Genomic DNA, 16,884 nt, shown 5'->3' with positions numbered 1-16,884 from the left:
TTTTGGTATTCTTGTTAGGTGAGGAGGTCATAACATGTTAGATCATTTGGAGGATAAGGAAAGAGTCCAATATATCTGTAAAGTGATGTATGAGTCACAGCAAATTCCCGTGTTCCTGCTCGACGCCACTCGGGAAATTGAATTTGCTATGCCTTCCTCCTTCGAGTGCGCCCCTTGGGTTCATAACCTTAATGAGCCACTTTCTGAAATTACTAAATCTTTTAATCGTGAGAACAACTCTAATGGCAATGGACCGACTTGTACTGTACCAATCGTTCGTACCACAAATTTTCTAGAGAATTACATCATTCTCCATTTACCCTCAGACAACAGTAACGAGGGAAGCATTGTGATTGGCCCTTCATTGTATGCTCAACCTACGGAGGATAATGTGGCAAGTCTGATGCGTGATCATGAAGTTCCGCTTAAGTTTCAGGAGCAATGGCTTAACTATTACCGCAGCCTGACCGTGTTAAATAAAATGAGACTATACCATACCGCTATGCTGCTATACTCGCTCGTTACTGGAAAAACCTTGACCCTTAGCGAACTACTGCTGGACTCCCGCATTCTTGCCTATAAACAACTGCCCTCAGGCAGTTTGGATTTGGATATTTCTTATCGCCGTGAGAATACGTGGCTGCACCACGAGCCCATGCTAGAAAAAAATCTCTTTCACTATGTCAAAAAAGGCAATAAAACTGAGCTGCTACGCGTTCAAGCTTCGTTCTCCGAAGAGAGTTACGGGCTTCTCTCTAAAAGGAGCCAATTACGTAACAAAAAGAATCTGGCAATCTCTTGTATTACACTCGCTACACGTGCAGCTATAGATGGAGGGCTGTACTGGGAAATTTCTTATACCCTAAGCGACTTTCATATCCAGCATATCGAAGAACTAAAAGATATTCCCGCTGTAGATCATGCCGTTCTTAATGCCCTTTGCGATTTCGCAGACCATGTCAAAGAGAGCCGGATGGCGAAACTGTCGCGCACCGTGGCTCTCTGTCAGAACTATATTTTCAATCACCTATATGAGGAACTTTCCTTAGATAGACTGGCTGAGGTTGCAGGATTAAATAGAAGTTATCTCTCCCTATTATTTAAGAAGGAGACCGGCATCACCATCAGCGATTTTATTCAATTGGAGCGGATTGAAGAGGCAAAACGACTAATAGAAGTACCAGAGATAAGCTTATCGGACATCGCCTCACGCCTACATTTTAATGATCAGAGCTACTTTACCAAAGTGTTTAAGAAATATACCGGAATCACCCCTAAACAATTTAGAACAAACAGGGAAAACACACTTTAAGAAAAGTAGACACAACAAAAATTCTAAATGGATATGAAAATAGCAGCTGACATCACAGCTCTGTGATTGCTGCAAGAACAGTATTGTTGAAGTAATCAACATACATATTTTTAAATGGCTTCTGGTGATCCAGTTCTACGGATAAATGAACCGTCACTGTCTGATAAATCGGATCCACGCAGAGGAAAGGACCTGCCGCCCCCCAGTGTGAATAGGCATCTGCAGAGAGCAGATCTCCGCCGTCACGCTTCGTGCCATTAATCGCCCATCCGTACCCCCAGTACGCTTCAGGGAAAACTTCGTCTCTATATTGTGAGGATACGCCCGGAATTTGATTGCGGGTCATTTCTTTTACTGTTACCGGACTAAGCAATCGTACTCCGTTATAAATTCCGCCGTTAAGGAACATCTGGCCAAAAACAGCCAAATCCATAGCCGTTGAGTAAGCCCCGCCCCCCGCAGATACAGAATTCAAATTGTATTCGCTGTCTACCCATTCCGCGCATGCTGCCTCAGGGGCACGTCTAACTACTCTGTTCCGCACTTCCATTGGCACACGATAATATGTATTTTCCATTCCAAGCGGTTTAAATATGGTTTCCTTTACGAATACATCATAAGCTTGTCCACTAACTCGCCGTATAATTTCACCCAACAGCTCATAACCATATCCACAGTAAGACATCACAGTACCTGGCTCGTGGCTTAGTGGTGCATCATAACCGCCATTAACCTCAATTCCAGAGGTATGTGTCAACAAATGATGTACGCATACTTTTGTTTTGTTCTCCCCTGTAAATTCGGGGATGTAATCAGAAACCGGCCTATTTAGGCCCACTTTCCCTTGTTCCACTAACATCATAATAGCGGTTGCAGTAAATAGTTTTGTGATGGAACAGAGTGGAAATATAGCATCCGCTGTTAAATCTGCTGCGTCTGCTTCAGGTCCGAATTTTCCATTCGCTTGATGGACCAGCAGCGTCCCCTTTCTCGCAGCAACAATAACTTGCGCAGGTGTGATATTGTCTTCAACCATTTGTGCGGCGGCTGTACGAATACGCTCCACACCAAAAGCCGAGACACCCGCCTGTTCTAAAGAATTAAATACTAACCCTCTCATCGGTAGCCCCCCAATATGATTCATTTAATACATATATAAACTATTATACAAATATATTAAATAATCCTGCTAGCTTACTATTATCCTGTGACTGAATTGTTGAGTTTCTATTAACTATTTGCTAAAAAAACTAAAGCTGAACCCGGTTTTTCCCGAAAATCAGCTTCAGCTTAGTTTTTGCTAAGTTACCGCTACCTTAAAAGCATCTACATTAATTGTTGTCCCGTTGATGGATAATGTGGCATTGTAATAACCCCGATCACCATTTGTTTTACATTTATATTCCCCAGAACATCCGCATACGAAAAATTTAGTTTTGTTGTAACCGGGATATATATTACTAAGCTTTCGGTAAAACAGATGTCCATGATGCGTAAAAATAGCTAACACCTTATCTCTCACTTTTGTAGGAATGGATGAAAAAAACTTATTCGTCTCCGATGCGCTTAATACATGGGTTGGGTCCACCGTAATCCCACTTACTTTGAGGGGCCAATGAAAATCTATAATATAATAAAAACTATCATCTAAATTTCTCAACAAATTTATACTACCCGGAGTAAACCGTCCAAGCGCACAATTAAGCCATACATACTTGACCTTCCCCTGCGTACCCGGAAAATTCATTTGACCTTCAACAGCACCTAAATATTGTGTGAATAAGGACTGTGTGCTTGCCTCCCAATTTCCTATAGATGCTTTATAAGGAATACTCCCAAGCGTGCTTGTTACCGTATCCTTGAAGTCCTTGTAGTAAGCATTCGCATTATTTCCATGATTAGCTCCCGCTTGCGTATTATCTCCTCCAAAAATAACAAATCTCTTATTCCCGTTATTCACAGCTTTAGGCAAAAGATTACTAAAAATGCTTGAGCTGTTTCCATACCCCACATGACTATCACCAATAACCGCAAAGTTAATGATTTGCGCTTTTGCTTTAAGAATTAAACTACGTTTAGGCTGCAGTCTGGAGGCAGGTCTTCTTTTCCTACTAGGTTTCACCTGTCTTTTCATCTTAGATTCACCTCTTTTAAAATGGATGAAGGATCATAGTAGTATTTATATTCGCTTGACCTTAGGGACTCTTGGACCAATGGATTCATCTAGGAGATTAGTTTCTCTTCTACTTTGTGGTCATTTATGCGGCTTGTCCCAAACGAGAGATGTTATAATTAGTCCCATAGAAGTGAAGAATATAATACCATTCATAGAATTATAGGTAACGGAGGCTTAAGATTTGAATAACGTAGTCCCAGAATGGGCGGAGTCCCATTTCCCTTTATATACCGCTGATAGTATTCAGTCGATGTATGGAACCTCAAATCTGCCAAGACTTCAGATTCATGAGCATTCAACCGTCCTACTAGCTATTGCTGCTGGTAAGGGTATGCTTGAGGTCAATCATCAGACTTATGAGCTAATGGAAGGCATTGTCGTCCTTCTCCCCGAGAATACTTACGCCTCTCTAATTACAAATCGCCAGCAGCCGCTACATGCTTATAAGCTTTCAATCCGGATTCAAGAACAGACACGAGCACTGCCCTCCAGTGCTATGACGCGGACAAGCCAACTGACATCCAATTCAAATATGCTGTTGTTTCCTCATGAACCAGCCATTGTATCTAATATGAAGGAATTGTATCTTCACCGGTTGCCAGATCGTGAAATACGTCATGTGCAGAACCAGATCCTGTTCCATCAGATCCTTCTTCAATTGCTGGAGCAGCAGGAAACAAGATTTGAAGTGAGTGAGCAGCCCTCAATGGAACGCAGTATCACATACTTAGAGAATCACTTCAGTGAAAAAATATCACGTGAGCAATTAGCTGCAATTGCGGGTGTGAGCGGTTCACATTATTCAACGCTATTTAAACAATTTACGGGCTTTACCCCTAATGAATATCTGTCCAGGTTAAGAGTTCACAGAGCGAAGGAACTACTGCTTAATAGTTCAAGCACACTAAGAGAAATTGCTTTAAAGGTGGGCTACAAGGATGAGTTCTATCTTAGTCGGCGCTTTAAGCAGCAGACCGGCGCATCTCCTTCAGGCTATAATCTTATCCCTTTCCAACGTGTAGCGGTGATGCTCACTCCCTATGCCAGTCATTTGCTGCTGCTTGGCCTGGAACCTGCAGTTACCATTTCAGAGAGCAGCGAGTATTTAAATCTTTCTGACCAGGAACCACCACAGTCTATGAAATTCATCCATACGAACAGCTCGGCTGAGCAGATAAAAGCGTTATTACTGGAAGCAAACATTGAATTGCTTATTGCAGCCACACAACATCTGGAAGAATTCGGCTTGAACGCTGAGCAGCTGCGGGCGGTCGCTCCTATTGTTGAAATCTCTTGGCAGGAACTAGGATGGAAAGACCACTTGCGCTTGATCGGCCGTGCCATTCACCGTAGCGAACGTGCTGAGCAGTGGCTGGACGATTTTGAACAAGAGGAGCTGGAAGCTCGGGCCGTGGTGCAGCAAAGCGCGGTGGCTAACGAGATTGTAACCCTTCTGGTCATTAAACCAGATGGACTATTCGTATACGGGGCAAGAAATGTTGGGTATGTGATCTATCAATCGCTAGGTCTCAAGGCTCCTGCCTTGATTGAGGATCAAATAAATAAACTCGGCGACCAGTTTCATTCCCTTGTGATTGACGTCTCTGAGCTGGAGGCTTATGCCGGTGACCGATTGTTAGTCACTGTATTTCCAGACGCAAAAGGCTCCACTGCACACAGTGAAGAAATCTTCCACTCCTCTTATTGGAACCAGCTTTCTGCTGTACAGAACAAGAAGATCCATCTGCTTAATCTGGATGAATGGGTGCCTTATAATCCAGTTTCCATTCGTTTGCAGCTTGGACGTGCGGTTGCATTATTCGAAGGCCAATAATAGTCCAAGTCTTTTTTCCAACAAAAAGGCATGGTTAGGCACATAAGTGATCCCTATAATGATTACAAATGCGAATGATTCTCATAATCAATCTATGGCGCAGCCTGGGATTCATTAAATAATGGAATTATTCACGGAAACATAGTCATTAAAAGGGGAGAATTATTTAAATGAGAAAGATATTTATTCCGTTTGTACTTATTTTAGGGCTTACCCTTAGTGCTTGTGGGGGAAATCAGGCGAAGAATGAGGTTAGTCCTACAAACAGCCCATCCTCGGCTCCTGCTGCGGAGTCAGAAAGTGCGACTTTTACTTATGAATCGGAAAATGGACCTGTTGAAGTTCCGACACATCCTCAGCGTGTCGTTGTCCTCACTCGATTTTTAACAGGTAATGTTATGGCTCTAGGTGTACCTGTTGTAGGCGTAGATGAAATGTCCAAAACCAATCCTCGCTTTGAAGAGCAATTGAAAGATGTAGAAGCTGTAAGTGATGAAAGTCTGGAGAAGATCATTGAGCTGCAGCCGGATCTGATTATCGGTCTCTCCGATATTAAGAACATCGATAAATTCAAGCAAATCGCACCAACGGTTACTTATACTTATAATAAAGTTGATTACTTAACCCAACAGCTGGAAGTCGGCAAATTGGTGAACAAAGAAAAAGAAGCCCAAGCTTGGGTAGATGACTTTAGTGCCCGCACCAAAAAAGCGGGTGAGGAAATCAGAGCGAAGATCGGCGAGGATGCAACTGTCTCTGTCATTGAAACCTTCAATAAGCAATTGTATGTATACGGGTATAACTTTGGCCGCGGAACTGAACTCCTCTATGGGGACTTCAAGCTCGGTATGCCGGAGACAGTAAAGGAAGGCACCAAAACAGATGGTTACGTGGCCCTCTCAACAGAAGTGCTGAAGGATTATCTAGGCGATTACGTTATTTTTAGTAAAAATGCGGATGAAGATAATTCCTTCCAGGATACAGAAATCTACAAAAGCATCCCTGCTGTCAAAAATAATCATGTTTACGAAGCTGATGCCAAAGCATTCTATTTTAACGATCCGCTTAGCTTAGAATATCAACTGGAATTCTTTGAAAAAAGCTTTCTAGGAAAATAATAAAGATGACTACGAAGCAAACTTCCATTCCATTCTTTTATAAGCTGCTTGGTAGCGTGCTGGTAATGGTTATTTGCCTCGTGATCGCGATGTTATTCGGGGCTAAAGAAACCACCCTCCATGATCTGTGGCTTGCCATCACTTCAAGTTCAACGGCAGACAATGTCCTCATTCTTCGTGAGATCAGGCTGCCGCGTGAACTGGCCGCCATGCTGATCGGCGCCGCCTTTGCCGTATCCGGGGCTATTATGCAAGGCGTTACGCGCAATCCGTTAGCCGATCCCGGCCTGCTGGGGTTAACTTCAGGAGCTAATATGGCACTGGCGCTTACCTTCGTATTTATGCCGGGGCTGAACTATTTTGGCACCATGATTGCTTGCTTCTTCGGCGCTGCTCTGGGAGCCGTTCTGGTTCTTATTCTCGGCTCCGTGCGCCAAGGTGGCTTGTCTCCGATCCGTATCGTACTCGCTGGTGCTGCGGTATCTGCATTCCTATATGCTATCGCAAGTGGTGTCAGCATTGCCTTCAAGATATCCAAAGATGTATCCATGTGGACTGCCGGTGGGCTTATCGGCACAACTTGGGGCCAGCTTCAGGCCATTGCACCTGTGATCCTCATCGGGATCGTGGTGGCATTAATATTTTCTAACCAGCTGACTATTCTTAGTTTGAGTGACGAGGTAGCGATCGGATTAGGACAAAACCTTGTTTTGGTTAAAGGGATTCTGTTCACGCTCATTATTCTGCTGACTGGCGCATCAGTCGCTCTAATTGGGGACATGGCTTTTGTAGGGCTAATGATTCCGCATATTGTCCGCAAAATAGTCGGCACCGACTACCGCTATATTCTGCCGATTTCAGTATTCACTGGGGCATCCTTCATGCTACTTGCGGATACCATTGGACGTACAATCCATGCCCCTTATGAAACGCCGATAGTTGCTGTCGTGGCTATGCTAGGACTGCCTTTCTTTTTGTTCGTTGTTCGTAAAGGAGGACAAACACTCTCATGATTTCCTCTGCTCAAGTACGAAAACAACGTCTTATCCTGTGGGTATGCACCGGACTGATCCTGCTTACGGCTATTGCCAGTATGGGAATTGGCTACTCTTCCCTGTCTTTTGACAGGCTGCTTCCCGTTCTCTTCGGTCATGGAACCTTTAAAGAGGACTTTGTATTATTTTCTGTGAGACTGCCACGTATTCTAATTACGCTACTGGCAGGAATGGCCTTGGCCTTATCTGGGTCGATTCTGCAAAGTGTTACCCGAAACGATCTAGCAGACCCCGGTATTATTGGGATTAACTCCGGGGCAGGTGTAGCTGTCGCTGTATTTTTTCTCTATTTCCCGGTTAGCGTTGGAACCTTCATTTATGCGTTGCCGCTGGTTGCTTTTATAGGGGCTATAATTACGGCAGCATTAATTTATCTTTTTTCATATAGTCGGACTAGAGGGCTTGATCCTATTCGGCTAGTTTTGGTCGGGGTTGGATTTTCCCTAGCGCTGTCGGGAGTTATGATCGTAATCATTTCATCCGCAGATCGTGCCAAAGTTGATTTTATCGCAAAATGGATTGCCGGGAATATTTGGGGTACAGATTGGCCCTTCATCTGGGCTTTACTGCCTTGGTTATTGCTGCTAGTTCCCTTTACCCTGTACAAATCGCTGCGACTCAATCTGCTCAGTCTAAGTGAGGTATCAGCCATTGGTGTCGGTCTGAATCTGGAGCGCGAACGTATTGTCCTGATTCTTGTCGCCGTCGCAGCTGCCGCCTCCGCGGTATCCGTAACAGGTGGAATCGCTTTTATCGGATTGATGGCACCACATATTGCGAAATCGTTGGTCGGTCCGCGCAATCAGAAGTTTATTCCCGTCGCAGTATTGCTGGGTGGCTGGTTGCTTCTGATCGCGGACACCGTTGGCCGCAATCTAGTCTCCCCTGATGGCATCCCGGCTGGGATCATGGTAGCGTTGATCGGCGTACCTTATTTCGCTTATTTATTGATTAAGAAATAAATAAGCATATAGAAAAATCAAAAAGAGGTAACTCAGAAGCCATGAATGGCTATTGAGTTACCTCTTTTAGTTAGAACACTCATTATTAAATCTTCATATCCTTACCCGTATAGTCTACAAACATGAATTGACCTTCCGGTATAGTCCGCTTCTCGATCAAGTCCATGATGCCCTCAGCACTTTGGGTTGGATTCGTTGGCGCCTCTGCCCCGCCCATATCCGTATGCATCCAGCCGGGATGTACGCCGAGTACTTGTACCCCGCGTTCTTTTAAATATACATGCAGCTGCTGTGAGAACATATTAAGTGCCGTTTTGGAGATGGAATAAGGATAGTCTCCGGAATAAGCATTAGAAATGCTGCCTGCTTCCGACGATATGTTGATGATCGAAAGCTCGGGTTCAGTGAGTAGCGGCAAGAAATGCTTAACCACTCGCATCGGTCCATAAAGATTAATATCCATCGTGGTAAGCATATCTTGGAAATCCAGCTCTTCAATCTGTGTGTCCCTTGCAGTCAGTACTGCCGCATTATTGATAATGGCACCAAGCGTCCGGCCTTGTCCTTGCAGATTTGCAGCAAGTGCCGCGATTCCTTCTTCATCCGTCACGTCCAGCTGGGCCACAGTCAGCTTCTCCCCGTAGGTCGCAGCGAGCTGAGATAGTGCTGTTTGTTCCTGATCGGGACGGCGAACCCCGGCAATGACTCCATGCCCCCGCTTCAATGCCTCAGCCGCCAGCTCATAACCTAGTCCACGTCCGGCACCAGTAATTAGAATATTCACTATACATCCTCTCCTTTATCTTTATCTTTATCGTTCTCCAGCAGCTCCACAATCACCTTTAACTCCTTGAACGTGTCCATATAAGCATAACGCCCCCCGGTATACTCGCCCTTTTACTGGAGTGGGAACCCTTTGCCTTCGAGCAGCATAATCTTCTCCTTCATTCCTTCAACCACAAAAGCAATATGATGAGGTCCCTCACCATGTTCATTCAAATAATCACGCCATGTACTGGGCTGCTGGTCTGGCTCAATCAGTTCAAGCTGCAGGGAGCCCATATCAAAAAAAGCCAACTTCCCCCGCGCCACCGTCGCCTCGCCATTATACCGAGTCTGCGCCTGATCTTCTGTATCTGTAACGATAATTTCCGGCTTTTCCAGTCCAAAAAACTCCGCATAAGCCGTGCTTACCTTTTCAACATCATTCACCAAAATTCCAATCTGCGTAACAAAATGATTCCCCAGCCATCCTGACATGTACCCTACCTCCCATTTGTCTGACAAGTCCACCATACCGATTCTTTGAAAAGGCTGTCAAGCCCGAAAAGAAATCGCTCCGGGCCAATGAAAATTATCCAGAGAAAGCTCAGCCGACTTCCGCGCTATCAAAGGCATTTTTGCCTCTCTTTTCTCCAAACCGCACACTTTCGGCGCTATCAAAGGCATTTTTACCTCTCTTTTCTCCAAATCGCACACTTTCGGCGCTATCAAAGGCATTTTTATCTCTCTTTTCTCCAAATCGCACACTTTCGGCGCTATCAAAGGCATTTTTGCCTCTCTTTCCTCCAAATCGCACACTTTCGGCGCTATCAAGGGCATTTTTGCCTCTCTTTTCTCCAAACCGCACACTTTCGGCGCTATCAAAGGCATTTTTGCCTCTCCCGATGCCGCAACTGGTTAAGAATACTCGGTTAGTAATATTACTTTTTGTTTCGGTTAATCACCAATTCGGTTATAGAATGAAAAGTTTAAATTAACAAAAGGGGTGAGGAACGATGGACCATAGAAAAAGATCACGCCTGATGCAGCAGTTTATTTTTGTCGGGCCAACTTCCTTGTTTTTCTTTATTATTGTGCTGATTCCTTTCTTTTTGGGACTCTATTATTCATTTACCAGCTGGAACGGAATCTCGCGGCATGTCGAGTGGACCGGACTACGGAACTATCTACATATTTTCACCAAGGATCCTTCCTTTCTTAATTCATTCTGGTTCACGGCGAAGTTCACTTTCTTCGGTCTAGTGCTGACCAATCTGCTTGGCTTCGCACTCGCTTATGTGCTGACGCGCAAACTGTTCACACGTAATGTCCTGAGAACTGTATTTTTTGTACCGCATGTCATTGGCGGACTTTTGCTCGGGTTTATTTGGCAGTTTATTTTTGTCAGAGGATTCTCCTCTATCGGGCAGGCCACCGGCTGGTCCTTCTTTAATCTTCCCTGGCTAGGCACCGGAGGGACAGCATTCTGGGCGATTGTTATCGTATTTGTCTGGCAAAATGCGGGATATCTGATGGTGATTTACATCTCTGCTATCAACAATGTTCCCCAAAGCCTAATTGAAGCGTCCAAAGTGGATGGAGCCGGACGTTTTCAGGCCTTGCGCCATGTCACTCTTCCACTGGTCATGCCTGCTGTAACTGTCTGTCTATTTCTATCTATCTCCTGGTCCTTTAAGCTGTTTGACCTCAACCTGTCGCTGACCAAAGGTGGACCCTTTAAAGCTACCGAATCTGTAGCCTTGAATATTTACAATGAAGCCTATACCATCAGCAGGTTCGGAATGGGCTCGGCTAAAGCGATGGTTTTCTTCGTCATCGTGGCCGTGATCTCCCTACTACAGGTTAGAGCAACCAAGAAAAGAGAGGTGGAGCTGTAATGGAGACTACCGCCAAGAAATTTAATGTCCCCCTGCTTCTCATCGAAGTGATTGTAATCCTGCTGGGACTTCTATTTTTAGTGCCCTTTTACTTTTTACTGGCTAACTCAGTGAAAAGCTATAGTGAAATACTTTCTGACTCTGCTGCGCTGCCTTCAGCACTCCAGTGGAGCAACTACGCGGAAGCTTGGAAAGCTACCAATTTCCCTCGCGCCTTCCTGAACTCTTTTATCATCACGGTGATTAGTAATGTTCTGCTAGCGTTCCTCTGCTCTATGTGCGCTTACAAAATGGTCCGCAACAACAGCTTGTATAACCGTGTGCTCTATATTGCATTAGTAGCCGCCATGGTTATTCCATTTCAATCTATTATGATTCCGCTGGTACAGGTCGTCAGCGGTTTGGGCGTCATGGATTCAACCGCCGGTTTGATTTTAGCATATCTTGGGTTTGGGGCCCCGATGACTGTTTTTCTATTCCACGGCTTCGTCAAATCGGTACCTCTCGATATCGAGGAGGCTTCAAGAGTGGATGGCAGCAGTCCTTATGGTACCTTTTTCCGGATTGTTCTTCCGCTTATGCAGCCGATTATCGTCACCGTCATCATACTGAACACCCTGTGGATCTGGAATGATTACTTGATGCCATCGCTTATTCTGCAGGATCCGGTGCTTCGCACCATTCCTATCGCCACTTATAGCTTTTTCGGACAATATACGAAGCAGTGGGATTTGGCGCTTCCAGGACTTGTACTCGGGATTACGCCGGTGGTCATCTTTTTCCTAGTGATGCAAAAATATATTATTGAAGGCATTGCCCAGGGCTCCGTGAAGGGCTAATGATACACGTGACTTTCAGCCAGAGAGGATGAATGAATATGAGAACAAAACGTGGAATTCTCCTCGCATGCTCCCTGCTGCTGGCTGCCCTGACAGCCGGTTGCGGACGCAGCAGCGACAATGCAGATGGAGTCAAAACCGTACACATCTACCAGTTCAAGGTTGAAATATCTGAAGCGCTGGCTTCGCTCAAGACCGAATTCGAGAAAGAACATCCCGATATTAAGCTTGAGGTGCAAAGCGTGGGTGGCGGGACCGATTATGGCGCCTCGCTGCGTGCCAAATTCTCTTCCGGAGATGAACCGGATATCTTTACCATCGGCGGCAACAATGAACGTGATATGTGGCTGGAATATCTGGAGGATCTGAGCGGCGAAGCTTGGGCCAAGGATGTAAAGCCACTCGCAGCAGAACAAATGACTATAGATGGCAAGCTGTATGGGATGCCGATGAATCTGGAAGGATACGGCTTTATCTATAATAAGGATCTATTTAAAAAAGCCGGAATCACTGAGAAGCCATTGACGCTAACCGCTCTACGCGAAGCCTCCGAGAAGTTAAAAGCGGCAGGCATCACACCTTTTGCGAATGGATACCAAGAATGGTTCGTGCTTGGCAATCATAATGTAAACGTGCCTTTCGCCCAGCAGCCTGATCCAGAGGCATTCATCGCCGGACTTACAGACGGTTCCAAAACCTTCGCCGGAGACCCTATTTTCTCCAAGTGGATCGATCTACTTGACCTTACTGTTGAGTACGGCAATAAGAACCCGCTCTCAACCGACTATAATACACAAGTCACTATGCTAGCGAGCGGCGAAGCTGCGATGATGCAGCAGGGTAACTGGACACAAGGGCAGATCGACGGCATCGATCCCAATCTAAACCTTGGCATCCTGCCCATGCCCATTGACGACACTCCCGAAGACAACGACAAGCTTTATGTAGGCGTACCCAGCAATTGGGTTATCAATAAAAACTCTCCCGTTAAGGAGGAGGCCAAGGTCTTCCTGAATTGGCTCGTCACCTCCGAGACCGGAAAAAAATATATCACTAAGGAATTCCAATTCATCCCTGCGCTCGACAACATTAAGGGAACCGAACAAGATCTTGGAGCACTAGGTGCTGAGGTGCTGGCTTATACCGATAAAGATCAAGCGCTGACTTGGAACTGGACCCGCCTGCCGAACGGGATGCCACAGGAATTATCCAGCAGCATTCAAGGGTATCTCGGCGGCAAGCTGACCAAAGAAAGGATGTTGAAGGAATTCCAAATCAACTGGGATAATCTCAGTGTGCAGTGATTTACCTGCTCTAGATACGACAAACAGCCGCGCAACGATGCGTGGCTGTTTGCGCGTGTTCATTTAATTCCTCTCCGTTCATGAGTCGGAACCCGTTGCTAGTTCGCACGCAGCATGCTAATTTGTCTGGCAAGATACACAGGCGTATAGGGCATGTCATCTCGGAGCCAAGAAATAACCGTGCCAATTAGAGCTGCTGAACCGTACCAAACGGCAATGTCCTTTTGTATCGGTACCTTTGAATGATCAACGGCCCCCTCCTTTTTCTTCTGGTGTGCAGAAATGATTTCCGCCATCAAATTAAACAGGCGATCTGTAAAAATCGGGCTTCGTTTCGATGTGAGTATGACTTTGTAGAATTTTGCATTTTCCGCAATATGCTTAAGCAGACTCTCTAATATTCTCAGATTCTCTTCATCAACCGATTCATCATGGTTGCCATCGTTGTTCACCACTTGTAGAATGTCCTCCACCATCTCATCCGCCATCTTTTCTAACATATCCGGGAGATCCCGATAGTGCAGATAAAAAGTAACACGATTGATTTTAGCCCGCTCTGCAATACGGTTTACGGATATTTTCTCAATATCCATTTCCTCAAGCAATTCAATTACAGCATCTCTAAGCAATTGACGTGTCCGAAGTACCCGGGGATCTGTACGTTGCGTTGCGTTATTCATCTTCTACTCTCCAATCTTTTACTTTCATATTGTAAGCTACATATTTTAGATAATTGTTGTTTTTTAAAAAGAAAAAACTACATTTTCACAAAGAATGTAAACTACTTTACATTTTTTCGCAAATTGTTGCTTGATTACATGAAAATTTCATTTATAATCTAATTCATGCATTGTAAACTATACAACACACTGTAAATTTAGTCCATGATCGACGAGTTGAAAGGATGGAGTGGAGTGAGTACAAAGAGAGAAGTAACAAGCAGTTCCGTGAAAAAGGGCCCCATCTTATTCATTATGATTTTGGGCGCCTTTCTTGCAACACTGAATCAAACGGTAATGAGCGTTGCCGTTCCGGAGTTAATGCATGATTTTAATATCTCAGCGGCTACAGCTCAGTGGCTGACAACGGGGTATATGCTGGTTAATGGTGTTCTAATTCCGATTACAGCTTATCTAATGCAACGATTTACGACGCGAGAGCTTTTTCAAGCTTCTATGTTTATATTTTTGGCTGGAACGATCGTATCGGCCGTCGCGACAAACTTCCCTGTTCTGTTGACCGGGCGTATGATTCAGGCAGCTGGTGCCGGGATTATCATGCCACTGCTCACGAATGTCATCTTGACCCTGTTCCCTCCTGAAAAGAGAGGGGCTGCTATGGGGATGGTAGGGTTGGCCATTATTTTCGCACCTGCGATTGGACCTACTCTGGCTGGATATATTTTGGAACATTATTCTTGGGAGATTATGTTTTATGGCATGATTCCTTTGACCGTCATTGTAATCATATGCGGATTTATTTATTTAAAAAATGTATCGGAACGCATCTTTCCCAAGTTGGACATTGTTAGCGTAACTCTTTCTACCATCGGTTTTGGAACCTTGCTGTATGGCTTCAGCCGCGCTGCCAGTGCGGGTTGGTCGAGCGCAGAAGTGTTATTGTCTTTAGCAGCAGGTGTGCTTTCCCTTGGCTTGTTTACTTGGAGACAGTTGGCTTCCCAAAATCCACTGCTTGATCTCCGGGCCTTTAAATACAATATGTTCTCCTTAACAACTGTCATCAGTATCGCAGTTACAATCGTGATGTATGCGGATATGATGCTGCTACCTTTGTACCTGCAGAATGCCCGCGGTTTTACAGCGATGGAGTCCGGCTTGTTGCTACTTCCTGGTGCACTCGTAATGGGATTGTTGATGCCGGTAACCGGCAAGCTGTTCGACCGGTTCGGGGCAAAATGGCTCGCTATTATCGGTCTTCTGATTACAATTGCAACGACTCTAAGCTTTGTAAATTTAACAGACTCAACCAGCTACATGTATCTGGTATACATGTCAACAGGCCGCCGGATCGGTATGGCTTTGCTCCTCATGCCTATACAAACTCTGGGTCTAAATCAACTCCCCGCCAAGCTTAGTGCGCATGGTACAGCGATTTCGAATACCATTCGACAAGTAGCTGGCGCCGTTGGGACTTCCCTGCTCGTCACCGTAATGACAAGCCGTACTACAACGCATATGAAGGATATGCTGGCCTCTGGCAGTACACAGAACGGAACACAGGAACATATGATTATGGAAGCATCCATTCAAGGGATCAATGATTCCTATCTAGTGATTGTGGGAATTGGTATCCTCGGTCTGCTGCTATCTTTCTTTATTAAACGTGTTGGGCAAGCGCCTGACCCTGAGCAAGAACCCAAGGTGAAGCTCAAAAAAATCATTGCCAAAGAAGCTTGATATAAAAGTTATCAGCACTGTGTAAGCCTCATAAAAAAAGAGATCAACGATGAATAACATCGTTGATCTCTTTTTCTGCTAACTTGCATAACTATTTCAGTTTGAAATAGATGGACGTTTTGTCGGACTCAAGCTTACTATCGTTTCTACGAAGAACAAGGCTGTTCTCCTTGCCTTTGATTATTGGCAGAATAACTTTACCCGAAGCTTCAAAAGAACCCGGTTTACTTGGGGTGACTTCAGGAAAATCAGCCAACAGCTTTTCGATATTTTCTCCGAGAGATCCCTCAAAATAATCACTAGAGCCACCAATATAGTATTGTCCACTGGAAGTTTCTGCTCCCCAAATGGTAGGTGTAAAACTTGAAAGGAACTTCCACCCTTGGCCCTGACTACCTTTTACAAGACTGGCGTTCTTCACCTTAAGCGTTACATCAAGCAGGACATAATCTACAGCTACATCGGGATCAGTGACATGTTCTTCAAACCCAAGAGCTTTTAATTGTCCGAGAGTAGTCGACGTAACCTTATTGATAGTGAAAGTATATTGAGCAGATGTTGAATCACCCTTAGGGCTATAATAGTTATCAAGGTCCGTATAAGTAAAAGAAGTACCCAACTTCACTGCATCTGCAAACGAAGCGCCGCTGTTACTGGAAGTTGAAGCGGAAGATGATGCAGCAGGCTTTGGTGTTGCTTGCGGAGTGGACTCAGTTGCAGGTGGAGTAGATACGGTTGCAGGCTTCGCAGTAGCTTGTGCAACAGTATTGTCCTTATCCGGGACAACGGATGTTGATGTTCCGCCGTTCGCCGATGTGATCACAACAGCTTGACGACTGTTATCCCATTTCACGGTTGCCCCCAGTGCTTCAGATACAGCCTTGGCGGATACATAGCTATGTCCCTCATAGATAATTGGGTACATTGTTCCTTCACTACTTGACAGGTTCACTTTCTGATTATCCACTTCAATGCTGATGGCCGCGTTCTGATATGCGGAAATCTTCTTCAATGTCGTGTCTGCGTAAGCGACTGCACCCACAACCAACAGCATTGAACTAACTGTAATAATTGACATGACTTTTTTGCTTGTTACCTTTAGCATCTTACACTCTTCTTTCATGTTTATGTATATGAATCTCGAAAATTATATCACTTTATATCGAATTTTGTAAATATTGGTATGATAGGATATTCGTTCTTTATT

The 16,884-nt window shown here is 44.8% G+C and carries 15 protein-coding genes and 1 pseudogene; 9 read left to right on the top strand and 7 right to left on the bottom strand.

Annotated elements, in window-relative coordinates; genetic code table 11:
* Positions 1–34 precede the first annotated feature (34 nt).
* A complete protein-coding gene (locus NST58_RS08375) occupies positions 35–1,312 on the top strand; it encodes an AraC family transcriptional regulator (protein WP_076279581.1) in 1,278 nt (425 codons plus the stop codon).
* 52 nt (positions 1,313–1,364) lie between these two features.
* Here NST58_RS08375 and NST58_RS08370 read toward each other — a convergent pair whose 3' ends face one another.
* Entirely contained in the window at positions 1,365–2,432 is a 1,068-nt protein-coding gene (locus NST58_RS08370) for a serine hydrolase domain-containing protein (RefSeq protein ID WP_076193439.1), read from the bottom strand.
* Positions 2,433–2,612: 180 nt separating this feature from the next.
* Positions 2,613–3,446, bottom strand: a complete 834-nt coding sequence (locus NST58_RS08365) for a metallophosphoesterase (RefSeq protein ID WP_076279580.1) — start codon at positions 3,444–3,446, stop codon at positions 2,613–2,615.
* 223 nt (positions 3,447–3,669) lie between these two features.
* Between NST58_RS08365 and NST58_RS08360 the strand changes: the two genes are divergently transcribed.
* The 4 genes from NST58_RS08360 to NST58_RS08345 all read left to right on the top strand — a co-directional run bounded on the left by NST58_RS08360 (position 3,670) and on the right by NST58_RS08345 (position 8,457).
* Positions 3,670–5,322: an AraC family transcriptional regulator gene (locus NST58_RS08360; RefSeq protein ID WP_339247266.1), complete on the top strand. Its 1,653-nt coding sequence runs from the start codon at positions 3,670–3,672 to the stop codon at positions 5,320–5,322.
* Between the two features lie 170 nt (positions 5,323–5,492).
* Positions 5,493–6,440: an iron-hydroxamate ABC transporter substrate-binding protein gene (locus NST58_RS08355; RefSeq protein WP_076279578.1), complete on the top strand. Its 948-nt coding sequence runs from the start codon at positions 5,493–5,495 to the stop codon at positions 6,438–6,440.
* Positions 6,441–6,445: 5 nt separating this feature from the next.
* On the top strand, positions 6,446–7,453 hold the full coding sequence (locus NST58_RS08350) for an iron ABC transporter permease (RefSeq protein ID WP_076185325.1): 1,008 nt from the start codon (positions 6,446–6,448) through the stop codon (positions 7,451–7,453).
* Positions 7,450–8,457, top strand: coding sequence for an iron ABC transporter permease (locus tag NST58_RS08345; RefSeq protein WP_339247262.1), 1,008 nt, complete (start codon positions 7,450–7,452; stop codon positions 8,455–8,457). Before NST58_RS08350 ends, NST58_RS08345 begins: the two co-directional genes overlap by 4 nt.
* A gap of 85 nt (positions 8,458–8,542) precedes the next feature.
* Here the strand turns inward: NST58_RS08345 and NST58_RS08340 are convergent, their stop codons facing one another.
* From NST58_RS08340 to NST58_RS08330, 3 genes and pseudogenes are all read right to left on the bottom strand, one after another.
* Positions 8,543–9,241, bottom strand: a complete 699-nt coding sequence (locus NST58_RS08340; RefSeq protein WP_339247259.1) for an SDR family oxidoreductase — start codon at positions 9,239–9,241, stop codon at positions 8,543–8,545.
* Positions 9,241–9,717 (bottom strand): annotated as a pseudogene (locus NST58_RS08335) (VOC family protein). Before NST58_RS08335 ends, NST58_RS08340 begins: the two are co-directional and overlap by 1 nt.
* Positions 9,718–9,774: 57 nt before the next feature.
* Positions 9,775–10,110, bottom strand: coding sequence for a hypothetical protein (locus NST58_RS08330; RefSeq protein WP_339247257.1), 336 nt, complete (start codon positions 10,108–10,110; stop codon positions 9,775–9,777).
* Positions 10,111–10,235: 125 nt separating this feature from the next.
* Here NST58_RS08330 and NST58_RS08325 point away from each other — a divergent pair, with 125 nt between their 5' ends.
* Genes NST58_RS08325 through NST58_RS08315 form a run of 3 tightly spaced genes read left to right on the top strand, consistent with a single transcriptional unit; the run spans position 10,236 to position 13,260 of the window.
* Positions 10,236–11,117, top strand: a complete 882-nt coding sequence (locus NST58_RS08325) for a sugar ABC transporter permease (protein WP_076125253.1) — start codon at positions 10,236–10,238, stop codon at positions 11,115–11,117.
* Complete coding sequence (locus NST58_RS08320) at positions 11,117–11,956, top strand: carbohydrate ABC transporter permease (protein WP_076141188.1); 840 nt, start codon at positions 11,117–11,119, stop codon at positions 11,954–11,956. Before NST58_RS08325 ends, NST58_RS08320 begins: the two co-directional genes overlap by 1 nt.
* 38 nt (positions 11,957–11,994) lie before the next feature.
* Positions 11,995–13,260: an ABC transporter substrate-binding protein gene (locus NST58_RS08315; protein ID WP_076193454.1), complete on the top strand. Its 1,266-nt coding sequence runs from the start codon at positions 11,995–11,997 to the stop codon at positions 13,258–13,260.
* Positions 13,261–13,358: 98 nt separating this feature from the next.
* Here NST58_RS08315 and NST58_RS08310 read toward each other — a convergent pair whose 3' ends face one another.
* Positions 13,359–13,940, bottom strand: coding sequence for a TetR/AcrR family transcriptional regulator C-terminal domain-containing protein (locus tag NST58_RS08310; protein WP_312148694.1), 582 nt, complete (start codon positions 13,938–13,940; stop codon positions 13,359–13,361).
* 294 nt (positions 13,941–14,234) lie between these two features.
* Here NST58_RS08310 and NST58_RS08305 point away from each other — a divergent pair, with 294 nt between their 5' ends.
* Complete coding sequence (locus NST58_RS08305) at positions 14,235–15,677, top strand: DHA2 family efflux MFS transporter permease subunit (protein ID WP_254847740.1); 1,443 nt, start codon at positions 14,235–14,237, stop codon at positions 15,675–15,677.
* Between the two features lie 91 nt (positions 15,678–15,768).
* On the opposite strand, the gene NST58_RS08300 is transcribed toward NST58_RS08305, so the two are convergent.
* Positions 15,769–16,782, bottom strand: coding sequence for a stalk domain-containing protein (locus NST58_RS08300; protein WP_339247250.1), 1,014 nt, complete (start codon positions 16,780–16,782; stop codon positions 15,769–15,771).
* Positions 16,783–16,884 lie beyond the last annotated feature (102 nt).

Origin of the sequence: Paenibacillus sp. FSL R10-2796 (assembly GCF_037965315.1) — a bacterium.
GTDB classification, from domain to species: domain Bacteria; phylum Bacillota; class Bacilli; order Paenibacillales; family Paenibacillaceae; genus Paenibacillus_AQ; species Paenibacillus_AQ odorifer.
The sequence above is the reverse complement of the archived record's forward strand: the minus strand, read 5'-3'. Positions and strand labels throughout refer to the sequence as shown.